Origin of the sequence: Aneurinibacillus aneurinilyticus ATCC 12856 (assembly GCF_000466385.1) — a bacterium.
In the GTDB taxonomy this organism is placed as follows: Bacteria; Bacillota; Bacilli; order Aneurinibacillales; family Aneurinibacillaceae; genus Aneurinibacillus; species Aneurinibacillus aneurinilyticus.
Genome location: NZ_KE952809.1, coordinates 31235 through 47105 on the forward strand (window position 1 = coordinate 31235; position 15871 = coordinate 47105).

General features: G+C 47.2%; 15 protein-coding genes and 1 riboswitch. All 15 genes read left to right on the forward strand.

Annotated features, from left to right (window positions below; all coding sequences use genetic code 11):
* The first annotated feature begins 31 nt into the window (after positions 1–31).
* The 15 genes from groL (at position 32) to purF (ending at position 15860) form a co-directional block, all read left to right on the forward strand.
* Positions 32–1660, forward strand: coding sequence for a chaperonin GroEL (groL, locus tag HMPREF0083_RS14220; RefSeq protein WP_021622177.1), 1629 nt, complete (start codon positions 32–34; stop codon positions 1658–1660).
* A 241-nt stretch (positions 1661–1901) separates the two neighbouring features.
* Positions 1902–2003, forward strand: a riboswitch (purine riboswitch).
* A gap of 137 nt (positions 2004–2140) precedes the next feature.
* Positions 2141–3679, forward strand: a complete 1539-nt coding sequence (guaA, locus tag HMPREF0083_RS14225) for a glutamine-hydrolyzing GMP synthase (protein WP_040302850.1) — start codon at positions 2141–2143, stop codon at positions 3677–3679.
* Between the two features lie 41 nt (positions 3680–3720).
* The gene (locus HMPREF0083_RS14230) at positions 3721–5097 is read left to right on the forward strand and encodes an NCS2 family permease (RefSeq protein ID WP_021622179.1); all 1377 of its coding nucleotides are present in this window, start codon (positions 3721–3723) and stop codon (positions 5095–5097) included.
* 157 nt (positions 5098–5254) lie between these two features.
* On the forward strand, positions 5255–5395 hold the full coding sequence (locus HMPREF0083_RS14235) for a hypothetical protein (RefSeq protein WP_155847236.1): 141 nt from the start codon (positions 5255–5257) through the stop codon (positions 5393–5395).
* 30 nt (positions 5396–5425) lie between these two features.
* Positions 5426–6550 carry a response regulator gene (locus HMPREF0083_RS14240; protein WP_021622181.1) on the forward strand — a complete coding sequence of 375 codons (1125 nt, stop codon included), beginning with the start codon at positions 5426–5428 and terminating at the stop codon, positions 6548–6550.
* Positions 6551–6810: 260 nt separating this feature from the next.
* Positions 6811–6900 carry a sporulation protein YjcZ gene (locus HMPREF0083_RS28120; protein ID WP_148315977.1) on the forward strand — a complete coding sequence of 30 codons (90 nt, stop codon included), beginning with the start codon at positions 6811–6813 and terminating at the stop codon, positions 6898–6900.
* Positions 6901–6944: 44 nt separating this feature from the next.
* A complete protein-coding gene (locus tag HMPREF0083_RS29045) occupies positions 6945–7034 on the forward strand; it encodes a sporulation protein YjcZ (protein WP_209421082.1) in 90 nt (29 codons plus the stop codon).
* Positions 7035–7519: 485 nt separating this feature from the next.
* A complete protein-coding gene (gene purE, locus HMPREF0083_RS14245) occupies positions 7520–8008 on the forward strand; it encodes a 5-(carboxyamino)imidazole ribonucleotide mutase (protein WP_021622184.1) in 489 nt (162 codons plus the stop codon).
* Positions 8005–9159 (forward strand): 5-(carboxyamino)imidazole ribonucleotide synthase, encoded by a 1155-nt coding sequence (gene purK / locus HMPREF0083_RS14250; protein ID WP_021622185.1) that lies wholly within the window; start codon positions 8005–8007, stop codon positions 9157–9159. Before purE ends, purK begins: the two co-directional genes overlap by 4 nt.
* Position 9160: 1 nt before the next feature.
* Positions 9161–10456 (forward strand): adenylosuccinate lyase, encoded by a 1296-nt coding sequence (purB, locus tag HMPREF0083_RS14255; protein WP_040302852.1) that lies wholly within the window; start codon positions 9161–9163, stop codon positions 10454–10456.
* A 123-nt stretch (positions 10457–10579) separates the two neighbouring features.
* A complete protein-coding gene (gene purC / locus HMPREF0083_RS14260) occupies positions 10580–11299 on the forward strand; it encodes a phosphoribosylaminoimidazolesuccinocarboxamide synthase (protein ID WP_021622187.1) in 720 nt (239 codons plus the stop codon).
* Entirely contained in the window at positions 11292–11540 is a 249-nt protein-coding gene (purS, locus tag HMPREF0083_RS14265; protein ID WP_021622188.1) for a phosphoribosylformylglycinamidine synthase subunit PurS, read from the forward strand. The genes purC and purS overlap by 8 nt, the downstream gene beginning before the upstream one ends.
* A 3-nt stretch (positions 11541–11543) precedes the next feature.
* Positions 11544–12236: a phosphoribosylformylglycinamidine synthase subunit PurQ gene (gene purQ, locus HMPREF0083_RS14270; RefSeq protein ID WP_021622189.1), complete on the forward strand. Its 693-nt coding sequence runs from the start codon at positions 11544–11546 to the stop codon at positions 12234–12236.
* Positions 12226–14445, forward strand: coding sequence for a phosphoribosylformylglycinamidine synthase subunit PurL (purL, locus tag HMPREF0083_RS14275; protein ID WP_021622190.1), 2220 nt, complete (start codon positions 12226–12228; stop codon positions 14443–14445). The genes purQ and purL overlap by 11 nt, the downstream gene beginning before the upstream one ends.
* Positions 14430–15860, forward strand: coding sequence for an amidophosphoribosyltransferase (gene purF / locus HMPREF0083_RS14280; protein WP_021622191.1), 1431 nt, complete (start codon positions 14430–14432; stop codon positions 15858–15860). The genes purL and purF overlap by 16 nt, the downstream gene beginning before the upstream one ends.
* The last annotated feature ends 11 nt before the right edge of the window (positions 15861–15871 follow it).

The following is a 15871-nucleotide window of genomic DNA, read 5'->3' on the forward strand; positions in this document are numbered from 1 at the left end:
ATGACTACATATTTAGGAGGGCGAACAAAAAATGGCGAAAGACATTCGTTTTAGCGAAGAGGCACGCCGCGCGATGCTCCGCGGTGTTGATACGCTTGCAGATGCAGTAAAAGTAACGCTTGGACCTAAAGGTCGCAATGTTGTACTTGAAAAGAAATTCGGATCTCCATTAATTACAAACGATGGTGTAACCATCGCGAAAGAAATCGAACTCGAAGACGCATTCGAGAACATGGGTGCACAACTGGTTAAGGAAGTTGCAACCAAAACAAACGATGTAGCGGGTGACGGTACGACAACAGCTACAGTTCTTGCTCAAGCGATGATTCGCGAAGGCTTGAAAAACGTAACAGCGGGTGCAAACCCGATGGTTATGCGCAAAGGTATCGAAAAGGCAGTTCGTGCAGCAGTAGAAGAACTGCATGCGATTTCTAAACCAATCGAAGGTAAAGAATCTATCGCACAAGTAGCAGCTATTTCTGCTGCTGATGAGGAAATCGGCCAACTGATTGCTGAAGCTATGGAAAAAGTAGGAAAAGATGGCGTTATCACAGTAGAAGAATCCAAAGGCTTCACAACAGAACTTGATGTTGTAGAAGGTATGCAATTCGACCGCGGATACGCTTCTCCATACATGATCACGGATACTGATAAGATGGAAGCAGTGCTTGATAATCCGTATATCTTGATTACGGATAAGAAAATCTCTAACATTCAGGAAATCCTTCCTGTGTTAGAGAAAGTTGTACAACAAGGCAAGCCGCTTGTTATCATCGCTGAAGATGTAGAAGGCGAAGCACTGGCTACGCTTGTTGTAAATAAATTGCGTGGTACATTTACTGCGGTAGCAGTAAAAGCTCCTGGCTTTGGCGACCGCCGCAAAGCGATGCTCGAAGACATCGCTGCATTGACTGGTGGTCAGGTTATTACAGAAGATCTCGGACTGGATCTGAAATCGGCTACCCTGCAACAATTGGGGCAAGCGGGTAAAGTTGTCGTAACAAAAGAAACTACGACAATCGTAGAAGGTGTTGGCGAAAAAGCGAACATTGAAGCTCGTGTAAACCAAATTCGTTCTGCTATCGAGACGACAACATCTGAGTTTGATAAAGAAAAATTACAGGAACGTCTGGCTAAGCTGGCAGGCGGTGTAGCGGTTATTAAAGTTGGTGCTGCTACTGAAACTGAATTGAAAGAGAAAAAGCTTCGCATTGAAGATGCACTGAACGCGACACGCGCAGCTGTTGAAGAAGGTATTGTTGCAGGCGGTGGTACGGCACTTGTATCCATCTACAACAAAGTAGCCGAAATTCAAGCAGAAGATGATGAAGCAACTGGTGTACGCCTTATCCTGCGTGCGCTGGAAGAGCCAGTACGTCAAATCGCGGCCAATGCTGGTCTCGAAGGCTCTGTTATCGTTGAACGCCTGAAGAAAGAAGAAGTAGGCGTAGGCTTCAATGCAGCAACTGCACAGTGGGTAAACATGATCGAAGCCGGTATTGTTGACCCAGCGAAAGTAACGCGCTCTGCGTTGCAAAACGCTGCATCTGTTGCAGCTATGTTCCTGACAACTGAAGCGGTTGTAGCTGATAAGCCGGAACCTGAAAAAGGTGGCGGCATGCCTGACATGGGCGGAATGGGCGGAATGGGAATGATGTAATCCCCGTCCATAGGGATAGACCCCTCCGAATAAATCGGAGGGGTTTTTTGTATACTATAGGTATAGAAAAAACTAGGCGTATTCAGATTTTTCTTAACGATCTTTATGGTTTATAGGGAACATAAGGAGCAAAATGGAATTTTCATCATTAAAACACGAACATTATAACAAAAAACATGCGGAACTTTCATATTTTAGTGCTTGACTTTTTCTATGCCTCTGGTAAACTAATCTCGTTATAACTACTATATTTAAATGACCTCGTATAATATCAGGAATACGGCCTGAAAGTTTCTACCGAACCGCCGTAAATGGTTCGACTATGAGGAAGGATACCTATACCAGGTTTCTGCCTCTGTATCAAAATATAGATGCACCTGGTTTTTTATTTTTTACAGGGAAAAATAAAACATGCTAAGATGAGAATGATGTTGGATGCTTCTTAGCGCAGCAAGTTACGAAGAGGGGGACTTTAAGAAGATGGACAAGCCGAAAGAATTAGTTGTCGTTCTCGATTTTGGAGGACAGTACAACCAGTTAATTGCACGCCGCGTTCGGGATCTTGGCGTGTTCAGTGAGTTGATGCCGTATAACACTCCGGTGGAAGAACTGGAGAAATTAAATCCAAAAGGCATTATCTTCTCAGGCGGACCGGCCAGCGTATACGCGGAAGGTGCTCCACAATGCGATACGCGCATCTATGATATGGGCCTGCCGATCCTCGGTATTTGCTATGGCATGCAGATGATGTCGCACAATCTGAAAGGAAAAGTGGAACGTGCGGGTGTGCGGGAGTATGGACGTTCAGAAATCGCGATCCACAATGATTCCCCATTCTTTAAAGGTCTGGACAAAACAGAAACTGTGTGGATGAGTCATACTGACAAAGTAATCGAAGTGCCGGAAGGGTTCCGTATTGATGCCAGCAATGAAGCATGCCCGGTAGCCGCAATTAGCCACCCAGAGAAGCGCCTCTATGGGGTGCAATTCCATCCTGAAGTACGTCATTCCGTACGTGGTAATGATATGCTGAAGAACTTCCTGTTTGAAGTGTGTGGATGTGAAGGTAATTGGTCGATGGAGAATTACATCGATATGATGGTAAGGGAAATCCGTGAGAAAGTCGGCGACAAGAAAGTATTATGCGCCTTGAGCGGTGGGGTAGATTCTTCTGTAGTGGCTGTACTTATTCATAAGGCGATCGGCGATCAATTGACTTGCATGTTTGTCGATCATGGTCTGTTGCGTAAAGGGGAAGCCGAGGGTGTAATGGAAACATTCGCGGATAAATTCAACATGAATGTGATTAAAATTGATGCGCGTGAACGTTTCTTGGGTAAGCTAAAAGGTGTCTCTGATCCAGAGAAGAAGCGCAAAATTATCGGTAATGAATTTATTTACGTATTCGAAGAGGAAGCAGGCAAGCTGACGGATATGGACTTCCTAGCCCAGGGTACGCTGTATACCGATATTATCGAGAGTGGTACGGCAACAGCACAGACCATTAAATCTCATCATAATGTGGGTGGGCTGCCAGAAGATATGAAATTTGATTTAATCGAACCGCTAAACAAGCTTTTCAAAGACGAAGTGCGCAAAGTGGGCGAAGAGCTCGGCATGCCGCATGAAATTGTATGGCGTCAACCATTCCCGGGACCGGGTCTCGGCATTCGCGTATTGGGCGAGGTTACAGAAGAGAAGTTAGAAATTGTACGTGAATCCGACTTTGTTCTGCGTGATGAAATTAAGAAAGCCGGCCTTGAACAGGATATCTGGCAATATTTCACCGTACTGCCGGATGTACGCAGCGTAGGTGTAATGGGAGATGGCCGTACGTATGATTATACGATCGGTATTCGTGCTGTAACGTCTATCGATGGCATGACAGCCGACTGGGCGCGTATTCCTTACGATGTATTAGAAAAAATCTCGGTTCGCATTGTGAATGAAGTACCGCATGTTAACCGTGTTGTATACGATATTACTTCCAAGCCACCGGCCACTATTGAGTGGGAATAATCGTTTAGAAGCGAGAAGAGGAAAAAGGGAGAAAGAAGAAGATGGATAAATTCTTCAGACTGAAAGAAAATAATACGAATGTACGCACGGAAATCATCGCTGGATTAACAACCTTTATTGCGATGGCATACATTCTGATTGTCAACCCGCTTACTCTGACGGCCGGAGGGGCTACGGGCATGGATTTCAATGCCGTGTTCGTAGCCACCGCGCTTGGCGCGGGCCTTGTTACGATCATGATGGGATTGTTTGTAAACTATCCGATTGCACTCGCGCCAGGTATGGGGCTTAACGCATACTTCGCGGCTGTAGTTATGAGTTCGGGTGGAGCGATTACATGGCAGATTGCACTAGCCTCTGTGTTTATTTCCGGTATTATCTTTTTCATTCTGACTATTACGAAAGTACGCCAGATGCTTCTCGATGCGGTGCCGGATTCGTTGCGTGCCGCTATTACGGTAGGTATTGGCCTATTTATTACGATTATCGGATTTAAAACCAGCGGACTTCTAACAGGTTTCTATATCGGTCAGGAGGGAGCAAAGCCGTTTACGGAGATGACAGCCAGTGACTGGCTTTTGCAGCTTGGAAACTTTGTCGAGCATAAAGCGATTCTTCTGACAATTATCGGTTTGCTTATTACGAGTATCCTCATGGTTATGCGCGTACAGGCTGCCATTCTAATTGGTATTATTATAACAACGTTAATCGGTATTCCGATGGGCGTAACCAATTTGGGATCGTTGCAGAATGCCCAATGGATTCCGAACTTTAGCAGCGTGGCGATCGGTCAGCTTGATTTTGCCGGTGCATTGAATGCCGGTCTACTAACCATTGTGTTCACCTTTACGTTTGTAGAGTTATTTGATACGTTCGGTACGCTGACGGGAACCGCAGCTAAAGCGGGATTGCTCGATAAACCGGACGCAAAGCAAAAAATTGGACGTGCAATGCTTGTGGATGCAGGTGGCGTTAGCCTTGGGGCTATGCTTGGTACAAGCACCATTACGGCGTTTGTAGAGAGTGCAGCCGGTGTGGGGCAAGGTGGACGTACAGGACTGACTTCTGTTACGACCGGGATTTTATTCATTCTTGCTTTGTTCCTGGCTCCGCTGGCGTTAATTGTTCCGGCTGCGGCGACTGCACCGGCGCTAATCGTTGTAGGTGTATTAATGATGGGAGCAGTACGTGGGGTTGAGTGGGATGACATGGTATATGCGATTCCTTCCTTCTTCACCATTGTCTTCATGCCGCTCACCAACTCCATTGCCAACGGTATTTCTTTTGGGATTGTATTCTATGTAGTTCTGGCATCTGCCAATAATCTGGTAGGCGGCAAGAATAAAATCCACTGGCTTATGTGGGTGCTTGCTGTTCTTATCATCGCAAGATTCCTATTTATTGACATCAATGCATAATTCCTTGAAAAAAAGCGGAATGAGGACAATTTGACCTCTTCCGCTTTTTTAATATTTATGAAATTTCATATGAAAAAAGTGCTATAATTCAAATGGAGAACGTATTTTAATTGTGCCATTATACCTTGATAATAAAGCGCATTTATTCGGGAGAGCTATGAGAAAAAAACAAATGGTACTTTGGATAAGCGCCGGCTTTCTCGCTTCGTTTTTAGGCGGAAGCGTTCGTGTAGAAAGTGAAAAAGGACAAGGTTCCCGCTTTAGTATTCATCTCAGCGATGTATTTCATGAACAATAGAAAGAAAACTTGACAGGGGGTGCGGAATCCATGAATCTTTTTTCACTTGCTGATAATCCTGCAGAAACGCATGCAGGACTGGAGCAATCTACCATTCTTATTGTTGATGATGAAGAATATGATGTTAGTGTGCTCGAACAACTTCTATCAGTTAGGAAGTATCGTTTATTTTCCGCATGTACTGGGGTGGATGCCCTGATGATACTGGAGAGCGAGGATGTTGATTTGATTCTGCTTGACATCATGATGCCGGATATGAACGGATATGAAATATTGCGTGAGATTAGGGCGTTAAAAGAACGGTATATTCCTGTTATCATGGTGACGGCTCTTGATAATAAAGAAAATAAAATCAAAGCATTAGAAGAAGGTAGTGACGATTTTTTAACTAAGCCTATTGATAAGTACGAACTATATGCTAGAGTGCATACACTTTTGCGTATGCGCCATTATTATAAGCAGATGGCTATTACGAAGCAGCGGTTGGAGAACGAAGTGGCGCGCCGGACCGCAGAGTTGGAGAAAGCACTCAAGGAATTGCAATGGCTGAACAATAAATTGGAAGACAGCCATAAAGAAATTGTGGAACGTCTTTCATCAGCAGCGGAGTTTAAAGATCCGGAAACAGCAGCGCATATTCAACGCATTAGCTACTACTGTGGCGTGCTGGCCCGCGGGATGGGGATGAGCGATGATGAGATAAATTTGCTCGTTCAGGCAAGCCCGATGCATGATATCGGAAAAATCGGCGTACCTGATCATATTCTCCTTAAGCCGGGAAAATTAACGTTAGAAGAATTTGAGAAGATGAAGGAGCATACGTTGATCGGCCATAAAATCCTAAGTGGATCGGATTCGCCGTTGCTTAAGCTGGCAAGCGAAATCGCATTGTCACATCATGAGAAATACGATGGTTCTGGTTACCCGTATGGAATTTCTGGTGAAGATATTCCGCTGAGCGGCCGGATTGTGGCCGTAGTGGATGTGTTCGACGCATTGACAAGCCGCCGTCCCTATAAGGAGCCATTCTCGAATGAAAAAGCGTACGAGATTATCCAGCGAGGGAGCGGCTCACATTTTGATCCTCGCATTGTCCAACTTTTCTTTGATAATCTGCCTGAAATTGCTCGTATTCAAAGTCAACATCAAGATTAACAGCAATGAGCCTGAAGAGGGCTCTTTTTTTTGTCTAAAATTGGGCTGAAGTCCAAACCGCCTGCCCGTCTAAGACATAGTATGTAGCATGTCAAGTGATTCAAAGTCCTTGCTGAAAGGAGTGGGGTGACATGCGCTGCTAGAACGGTGGGGATACATTGAGGCAATTCTTGTCCTGTTCATCCTGCTAGTAGTGATTGCTTGCTCCTGTAATTGATGAGAATCACAATTTAAGTAAATACAAGGAAAGGGTGAAGAAGATGAGTTGTGCTGGAGGATGGGGAGAGAATATCGGTGTAATTTTGGTGTTGTTCATCCTGCTTGTAATTATCGCATGTGCTTGCGATTAATAGACGTTCCACAGATGCATACATGATGAAGAGGGGTGGAATTCATGGGAGGCTTCTTCAACGGGGAAGATGTAATTGGTGTAATTCTTGTGCTGTTCATCCTGCTCGTAATTGTCGCATGTGCTTGCGATTAATCTAACTTTCAGCCAAGAGAAGCTGCCTGCACAGGCAGCTTTTTTCTGTGGAGTGTGTGGCACGTCAGGTGGAAAAGACCGACAACTGCTTTCCTTATTGAAGTACCGGGATGTTTTGTTGGTCCGCTTTAAGAGACAGCAAGCAGTCGTTTGGCTTCCTTGTGGAAAGAGGACGGGTGGCAACGCTCACGAGGTTCTTGTAATAATAACGAATATTATATGATTATAACAATTAAATGTTCGGTAATTTACTTGACGAACTGCATAAGCCTTGCTAAACTAAGGGTGAATTGAGTGGAAAGTGAATCTAGGGTTCCGAAGCCACCGAGGCATTTGGTCCGAGCGATTCAGACGTGTAATAGCACGTTACACCGTAGGGATAAAAGCCCAGGCGGTAGGTTTCTCACTGTGCTGGGGGAAATCTACCGTTTGGGCTTTTTTTGTTGGATAATAATGCAAATTGATGTGTGTAGGAGGCGTGGCGAATGAATCGACCATTGGTGGGCGTTATTATGGGGAGTACGTCTGACTGGGATACGATGCAAGCAGCATGCTTGATGCTTGATGAGCTAGAAGTACCGTATGAGAAGCGAGTTGTCTCTGCGCACCGGACGCCAGATTTAATGTTTGAATATGCCGAACAGGCAGCAGAGCGGGGTCTGGAGGTCATTATTGCAGGCGCAGGCGGTGCAGCGCATCTACCGGGAATGGTAGCAGCCAAAACGGCGTTACCGGTCATTGGCGTACCAGTTAAATCGTCCACATTGAACGGACTTGACTCTCTTCTATCTATCGTACAGATGCCGGGCGGTGTTCCGGTTGCTACAGTAGCGATCGGGAAAGCAGGTGCAACGAATGCAGGCTTGCTGGCGGCGCAAATCCTTGGCAATAAATACCCGGAGATTCGGGAACGTTTTATGGCGCGGCGAGAAAAAGTCAAACAACAGGTGCTGGAGGGAAGCCAACTGCCATGAGCAATAAAAAAGTAATCAAGCCAGGTGCAACCATTGGCATATTGGGCGGTGGCCAGCTTGGACGGATGATGGCCCTAGCAGGCAGAGCGTCCGGGTATCGGTTCGTTACCCTGGATCCGACAGAAGACTGTCCATGCGCGCAGGTGTGCGACAAGCATGTTGAAACGGGATATGACAATGTAGACGGTGCAATGGAATTGGCGCAGGCAAGTGACGTAATCACGTACGAATTCGAGAATGTGGATGCGAATGTTGCAGCCGTTCTCGAAGAAAAATCATACGTACCCCAGGGTAGTGAGCTGTTGCGTATTACACAGAATCGCATCCGTGAGAAATCAACATTGGCTTCCTACGGTATTCCTGTCGCTCCGTTTTGTGTCATCGAAAGCGAAGCGGATGCCGAAAATGCCGTGAAGGAATTAGGATTGCCTGCGGTAATGAAGACGGCGACCGGTGGATACGACGGAAAAGGACAGTACGTTATCCGCAAACTGGAGGAGATGGCTGTAGCCTACCGTGAATTGTCAAAGGCAGGTACCGAGATTATTATTGAACAATTTATTCCTTTTACTGTAGAAATTTCAGTTATTGCAGCGCGCAGTGTTTCCGGGGAAGTGAAGACATTTCCCGTAGCAGAGAACGTCCATCGTGAGAATATTTTGCACCTGTCGATTGTGCCTGCACGTATTGAACAAGCCGTCACGGAACGCGCCGAAGAATTGGCTGGAGCGATTGCGGAAAAACTGCAAGTAGTCGGTCTCATCGCTGTCGAAATGTTCGTAACGAAAGACGGTGAAGTATTGGTCAATGAACTGGCCCCTCGTCCACATAATTCGGGTCACTATACGATGGACGCTTGTGTAACATCGCAATTCGAGCAGCATATTCGAGCGATTTGCGATTTGCCGCTCGGGGAGACGGGGCTTCTGTCTCCGGTTGTTATGGTAAATATTCTGGGCGAGCATCTTGCCCCCGTTCTTGATAAAATAGAAAAGCTTCCCCCCTCGGCCAAGCTTCATCTGTACGGTAAGAAAGATAGCAAACCAAAGAGGAAAATGGGACACATTAATGTTCTGGCCGGGGCGGTCGAGATCGCTTTAAACGAAATAGAGCAATTACAAATTTGGGAGCCGATGAAGGAGGACATGTAATATGATTCCACGCTATACCCGCCCGGAGATGGCGGCGATTTGGACGGAGGAAAACAAATTTAAGGCATGGCTTGAGGTCGAAATTCTGGCATGTGAAGCCTGGGCTGAGCTCGGTGTCATCCCGAAAGAGGATGTTGAGAAGCTCTGGAAAAATGCCAGCTTCGATGTAAACCGTATCTATGAAATCGAGCAGGAAACACGCCATGACGTAGTTGCTTTTACACGTGCTGTATCTGAAACGATTGAAGGTGATGAAAAGAAATGGATTCACTACGGACTTACATCCACCGATGTGGTCGATACCGCCCTGTCGTACTTGTTGTTGCAGGCGAACGAGATTATTGAACAGGACCTTGTTCGCTTTGTAGATATTCTGAAAGAAAAAGCGCAGGAACATAAATATACGGTCATGATGGGCCGTACACATGGTGTACATGCCGAGCCGACGACATTTGGTCTGAAAATGGCGCTCTGGTATGAAGAGATGAAGCGCAATCTTGAACGCTTCCGTCGCGCGAAGGAAACGATTGCTTACGGTAAAATATCCGGGGCGGTCGGCACATATGCCAATATCGATCCGTTTGTAGAGGAGTATGTATGCAAGAAGCTAGGCTTGAAACCAGCACCGGTTTCGACGCAGACGCTGCAACGTGACCGTCATGCTGAATATATGGCAACACTTGCGTTGATTGCGACTTCCATCGATAAATTCGCGGTAGAAGTACGGGGCCTGCAGAAAAGTGAAACGCGCGAAGTGGAAGAAGCGTTCGCGAAAGGACAGAAAGGCTCCTCTGCTATGCCACATAAACGCAATCCTATCGGCAGCGAGAATATGTCGGGGCTTGCCCGAGTTCTTCGAGGTCATATGGTTTCCGCATATGAAAATGTACCGCTCTGGCATGAACGCGACATCTCGCATTCTTCTGTAGAGCGCGTAATTTTGCCGGATGCAACTCAGTTGATTAATTATATGCTAAACCGCTTCGGTAATATCGTGAAGAATTTGACCGTATTCCCAGACAATATGAAGCGTAACATGGAACGTACATTCGGCCTTATTTATTCTCAGCGTGTGTTGTTGAAGCTCATCGATAAAGGGCTGAGCCGCGAGGAAGCATACGATACAGTACAGCCGCGCGCAATGCAGGCGTGGGAAGAACAGCGTCAATTCCGCGAGCTTATTGAATCGGATGAAAAGGTGAAAGCAATGCTTACGCCGGAGGAAATCGATGATTGCTTCGATTATAGCTGGCATTTAAAGCATGTAGATACGATCTTTAATCGTTTGGGACTCTGAAAAAACGAAGCAGGGCACATGATGTACGTTAGCAGAACGGCGTCATGCCGTCCCTGTGCTAGAAAGAAAGTTCAAAGTATTATGTAAACGACCGGGAAGCGAAGAGCCGGAAGGAGAAAAACAATGGAAAAGCTAGAAATGCTATATGAAGGAAAGGCGAAACGAATTTACCGCACAAGTGAACCAGGCGTGTTTTGGGTGCAGTATAAAGATGATGCCACCGCTTTTAATGGGGAAAAACGAGCCCAAATTATGGGTAAAGGCGAATTGAATAACCGAATTACTTCCATTTTCTTTCGTATGCTGAAAGAAAAAGGCATTGATAATCATTTCATTGAAGAACTGTCGGCAACCGAGCAATTAGTTAGACAGGTCACGATTATTCCGCTTGAAGTAGTGGTGCGTAATATCGCGGCAGGCTCTCTCGCAAAGCGCCTTGGAATGGAGGAGGGAACGGCTCTTCCGCAGCCGGTTGTTGAATTCTATTATAAGGATGACGCGTTGGGTGATCCGCTGGTGAACGACTCGCATATCGATGTTCTCGGGATAGCAACGGCAGAAGAGCGTGCACTGTTGCATAAAATGGCACTTACCGTTAATGACGTGCTGGTTCCATATATGAAAGAGCGTCGTGTTACTTTAGTTGATTTCAAACTTGAATTTGGCCGTACCGAAGAAGGGCAGGTCCTTCTTGCGGATGAAATCTCCCCGGATACGTGTCGTTTCTGGGATGCGGATACGATGGAAAAGTTGGACAAAGATCGTTTTCGTCGTGATTTGGGCAATGTCGAAGATGCTTATAAAGAAATCTTAAAACGTATTGGAGGAGAAACGCATGTTTAAAGCCGTTGTATATGTCACACTGAAAGAATCCGTACTTGACCCGCAGGGAACTGCCGTAAAAGGTTCGCTTCATTCCCTTGGATTTGATGAAGTGAGCGATGTTCGCATCGGTAAATACATGGAAGTCGAACTCGATGTTGCGGATCGCGCGGCAGCAGAAGAGCGCTTGAAAGAAATGAGCGAAAAGCTGCTTGCTAACACGGTCATTGAAGATTATCGTTTCGAATTGGTGGAGGCGTAAACAATGAAGTGTGCAGTCCTCGTATTTCCCGGTTCGAACTGTGATGTCGATATGTACAAGGCTGTCGAAGACTGTCTGGGACAACCGGTAGAGTATGTGTGGTACACCCGGACAGACATAGACGAATTTGATTGTATTCTCCTTCCGGGAGGATTCTCCTATGGAGATTATCTGCGTCCAGGCGCAATGGCCAGTATGGCTCCTGTGCTGGCTGCCGTACAAAAAGCGGCGGAAGCGGGCAAGCTTATCATGGGCATATGTAACGGATTTCAGGTGCTGACAGAAGCACGTCTTCTACCTGGAGCTTTACGCCGTAACGAAAAGCTGAAATTCCGCTGTGAAACAGTGGAGTTGCGCGTAGAAAATAATAATACTGCGTTTACGTCCCAGTACGAAGCGGGCGAAATCATTCGTATTCCGATAGCACATGGTGATGGTAACTACTATTGTGACGAAGAAACGCTGAGTGAAATGAAAAAAAATAACCAGATCGTGTTCCGCTATGCGGGGGAGAACCCGAACGGATCGATTGATGATATCGCAGGTGTCATGAATAAAGACGGAAACGTGCTGGGCATGATGCCTCATCCGGAGCGTGCCGTGCATAAGTGGCTCGGTTCAGATGACGGAAAGCGTGTATTTACTTCGATTTTACAGAGCTGGAGGGAGAAGAACGGTGTCACACATGGAGCCTAATCCGCAACAGATTGCCGACGAGAAAGTGTATCGCGAAATGGGTTTAACGGATGAAGAGTATGCCAAGGTTGTCGAAATTCTTGGCAGGAAACCAAATTACACGGAGACAGGGCTATTCAGTGTGATGTGGTCCGAGCATTGCAGCTATAAGAACTCCAAGCCGGTATTGCGTCGCTTTCCGACATCCGGACCCCGTGTTCTACAGGGACCGGGTGAAGGGGCCGGTATTATCGATATTGATGACAATCAGGCGGTCGTATTCAAAGTGGAAAGTCATAACCACCCGTCTGCAATTGAGCCGTATCAAGGAGCGGCGACTGGTGTCGGCGGCATTATCCGTGACGTCTTCTCAATGGGCGCGCGTCCGATTGCACTGTTGAATTCCCTTCGCTTCGGCGAATTGGATAAACCGCGTACAAAATATTTATTTGAGAATGTTGTTGCAGGTATTGCCGGATACGGCAACTGTATGGGAATTCCGACAGTGGGCGGCGAGGTCGTATTCGACAATTGCTATGAGGGCAATCCACTCGTAAATGCGATGTGTGTAGGTCTTATCGATCACGATCAGATACAGAAGGGTGTAGCCAAGGGCATCGGAAACCCGGTGATGTACGTAGGAGCAGCAACTGGCCGTGATGGCATCCATGGGGCAACCTTTGCTTCAGAAGAGTTAAATGAAGAATCCGAAGCAAAGCGTCCGGCGGTGCAGGTAGGAGATCCGTTTATGGAGAAACTATTGCTTGAAGCATGCCTGGAGCTGATTGATACTGGTGCGGTGGCCGGTATTCAGGACATGGGTGCAGCCGGTCTGACATCTTCGAGTGCGGAAATGGCAAGTAAAGCGGGCAATGGTATCGAACTGAATCTTGACCTTGTACCACAGCGGGAAAAAGGCATGACTCCATATGAGATGATGCTCTCTGAATCGCAGGAGCGTATGCTGGTCGTTGTAGAAAAAGGCCGTGAAGATGAAGTGAAGAAAATCTTCGATAAATGGGGACTGCATTCTGTAGTTATCGGACGTGTAACGGACGACGGCACGCTGCGCTTGCTTCATAAAGGAGAAGTAGCCGCTGAAGTGCCTGTTGATAGCCTGGCTGAAGATGCTCCTGTTTACTATAAACCATCCAAGGAACCGGCCTATTATAGCGAATATGCAGGCGTAGATACATTGAATATCGCGGAACCGAGCGATTACAATGAGACGTTGAAGCAAGTGTTGTCGGCTCCAACAGTAGCAAGCAAAGAGTGGGTGTATAACCAGTACGACTATATGGTACGTACGAATACGGCGGTTATTCCAGGTTCGGATGCAGCGGTTATTGCCATTCGCGGCACACGCAAAGCGCTGGCGATGAGCATCGACTGCAATGGACGCTATGTATACCTTGATCCGGAAGCAGGCGGTGCGATTGCTGTAGCTGAAGCGGCACGCAATGTTATTTGCTCGGGTGCAGAACCGCTTGGTATCACTGATTGCCTGAATTTCGGAAATCCAGAGAAGCCGGAGATTTTCTGGCAGTTCGAAAAAGCGGTGGATGGTATGAGTGAAGCGTGCCGTGTGCTTGAAACTCCGGTTATTGGAGGAAATGTAAGCTTATATAATGAAACGAACGGTGAAGCTGTTTACCCGACGCCGGTAGTCGGTATGGTGGGTTTGATTCATGACGTTGATCATATTACAACCCAGTCATTCAAGAACGAAGGAGACGTTCTTCTTCTGCTTGGCGAGACGAGAGCGGAGCTAGGCGGCACAGAATATCAGAAGCTGATGAACGGTTCTGTTTTCGGACGTCCTCCGGTGCTCGATCTGGAAGTAGAAAAGAAACTGCAACAAACTGTGCTTACAGCTATTCAACACGGACTTATCGCTTCTGCACACGACCTTGCAGAAGGTGGCCTTGCAACGGCGCTTGTAGAATCGGCTGAGCCGGGTCTTGGTGCAGTTGTGGATTGGAATATCGGGCTGCGCCCTGACATTGCGCTGTTCAGCGAATCACAATCGCGGGTGCTGCTTAGCGTCAAACCGGAACATATGAACGAGGTATGCGAACTGGCGGCGAAAAACGGTACGTCATGCGCGAAAATCGGTACGGTCGGTACTGACGCCGTGTCAGTGAAAATAAACGGACGCGAGCTGATTAATACGCCGCTTGCGGATTTAAAAGCGGCCTGGAAAGGTGCGATCGCATGTCTGATGCAGTAATGATGGAGCATGATGAGCTCTGGGATAAGCTGAACGAAGAGTGTGGTGTATTTGGGGTGTTTAATCACCCCGATGCACCGCAATTGTCATATTACGGGCTGCATGCCCTGCAGCATCGCGGGCAGGAGAGCGCAGGTATTTGCGCTTCCGATGGTGAAAAATTCTCATACCACCGTGGGATGGGTTTGGTAACGGAAGCATTCAACGGCAACCAGCTAAGCAAAATCCACGGTCGGATGGCTATTGGTCATGTGCGGTATACGACAGCAGGCGAGAGCAAGCTGGAGAATGCCCAGCCGCTTGTTTTTAAGTACACAGGGGGCAATCTCGCGTTAGCGCATAACGGAAATCTGGTAAATGCAGAGCAAATTCGCCATCAGCTTGAACGTCAAGGCTCCATTTTTCAGACGACAAGCGATACGGAGGTTATCGCGCACCTCATTGCGCGTTCCGGCTATGAAATCGAACAGGCTGTACGTGAATCGCTGCGCATGATTAAAGGTGCGTATGCGCTGTTGCTCATGACGGAAAACAAAATGATTATCGCACTTGATCCAAACGGTTTGCGTCCGTTGGTGCTTGGCCGCTTGGATGAAGGATACGTTGTCGCATCTGAAACGTGTGCATTCGAGACGGTAGGCGCGGAATACATTCGTGATGTAGAGCCGGGTGAGATGATCGTTATCGACGAAAAAGGACTGCGTTCAGAGCGATTTGCAGGTCAAACACAACGTGCGATTTGCTCGTTTGAATACATTTATTTCGCCCGTCCGGATAGTGATATTGACGGTATTAACGTTCATCTGGCGCGTAAAGAAATGGGGCGCCAGCTATATAAAGAATCCGCCATAGAGGCGGACGTCGTAACAGGTGTGCCAGATTCGAGTATTTCCGCTGCTATTGGCTATGCGGAAGCAGCCGGACTTCCGTATGAGCTTGGATTGGTTAAAAATCGTTATGTGGGTCGTACGTTCATTCAGCCGAATCAGGAAATGCGGGCACGCGGCGTGCGCATGAAGCTTAGCGCGGTGCGCAAAGTTGTGGAAGGCAAGCGTGTAGTCATGATTGATGATTCCATCGTGCGTGGCACGACCAGCGGCAGAATCGTCCGAATGTTACGGGAAGCGGGAGCAAAAGAGGTACATGTACGTATCAGTTCCCCGCCGGTCAAAAACCCGTGCTTCTATGGCATTGATACGTCAAGCCGGGAAGAGTTGATTGCCAGTGAGAAATCCATTGAGCAAATCCGCGAGTACATTGGCGCAGATTCGCTGGCTTTTCTATCGGAGAAGGGTATGATTGATGCGATTGGCAGAAATGATACGGCGCCGAATCGGGGACATTGTCTGGCCTGTTTCACAGGCTGCTATCCGACAGAAATCTACGAAGATACGAAGAATTGCGTGGAGAAATAGGGGGAGATGGC

What these genes read in the sequence shown, in the direction of transcription:
- HMPREF0083_RS14230 (WP_021622179.1), top strand. Translation starts at nt 3,721, where the DNA reads ATGGATAAATTCTTCAGACTGAAAGAAAATAATACGAATGTACGCACG.
- HMPREF0083_RS14235 (WP_155847236.1), top strand. Translation starts at nt 5,255, where the DNA reads ATGAGAAAAAAACAAATGGTACTTTGGATAAGCGCCGGCTTTCTCGCT.
- purK (WP_021622185.1), top strand. Translation starts at nt 8,005, where the DNA reads ATGAGCAATAAAAAAGTAATCAAGCCAGGTGCAACCATTGGCATATTG.
- purC (WP_021622187.1), top strand. Translation starts at nt 10,580, where the DNA reads ATGGAAAAGCTAGAAATGCTATATGAAGGAAAGGCGAAACGAATTTAC.
- purQ (WP_021622189.1), top strand. Translation starts at nt 11,544, where the DNA reads ATGAAGTGTGCAGTCCTCGTATTTCCCGGTTCGAACTGTGATGTCGAT.
- purL (WP_021622190.1), top strand. Translation starts at nt 12,226, where the DNA reads ATGGAGCCTAATCCGCAACAGATTGCCGACGAGAAAGTGTATCGCGAA.
- HMPREF0083_RS28120 (WP_148315977.1), top strand. Translation starts at nt 6,811, where the DNA reads ATGAGTTGTGCTGGAGGATGGGGAGAGAATATCGGTGTAATTTTGGTG.
- purE (WP_021622184.1), top strand. Translation starts at nt 7,520, where the DNA reads ATGAATCGACCATTGGTGGGCGTTATTATGGGGAGTACGTCTGACTGG.
- purS (WP_021622188.1), top strand. Translation starts at nt 11,292, where the DNA reads ATGTTTAAAGCCGTTGTATATGTCACACTGAAAGAATCCGTACTTGAC.
- guaA (WP_040302850.1), top strand. Translation starts at nt 2,141, where the DNA reads ATGGACAAGCCGAAAGAATTAGTTGTCGTTCTCGATTTTGGAGGACAG.
- HMPREF0083_RS14240 (WP_021622181.1), top strand. Translation starts at nt 5,426, where the DNA reads ATGAATCTTTTTTCACTTGCTGATAATCCTGCAGAAACGCATGCAGGA.
- purF (WP_021622191.1), top strand. Translation starts at nt 14,430, where the DNA reads ATGTCTGATGCAGTAATGATGGAGCATGATGAGCTCTGGGATAAGCTG.
- groL (WP_021622177.1), top strand. Translation starts at nt 32, where the DNA reads ATGGCGAAAGACATTCGTTTTAGCGAAGAGGCACGCCGCGCGATGCTC.
- HMPREF0083_RS29045 (WP_209421082.1), top strand. Translation starts at nt 6,945, where the DNA reads ATGGGAGGCTTCTTCAACGGGGAAGATGTAATTGGTGTAATTCTTGTG.
- purB (WP_040302852.1), top strand. Translation starts at nt 9,161, where the DNA reads ATGATTCCACGCTATACCCGCCCGGAGATGGCGGCGATTTGGACGGAG.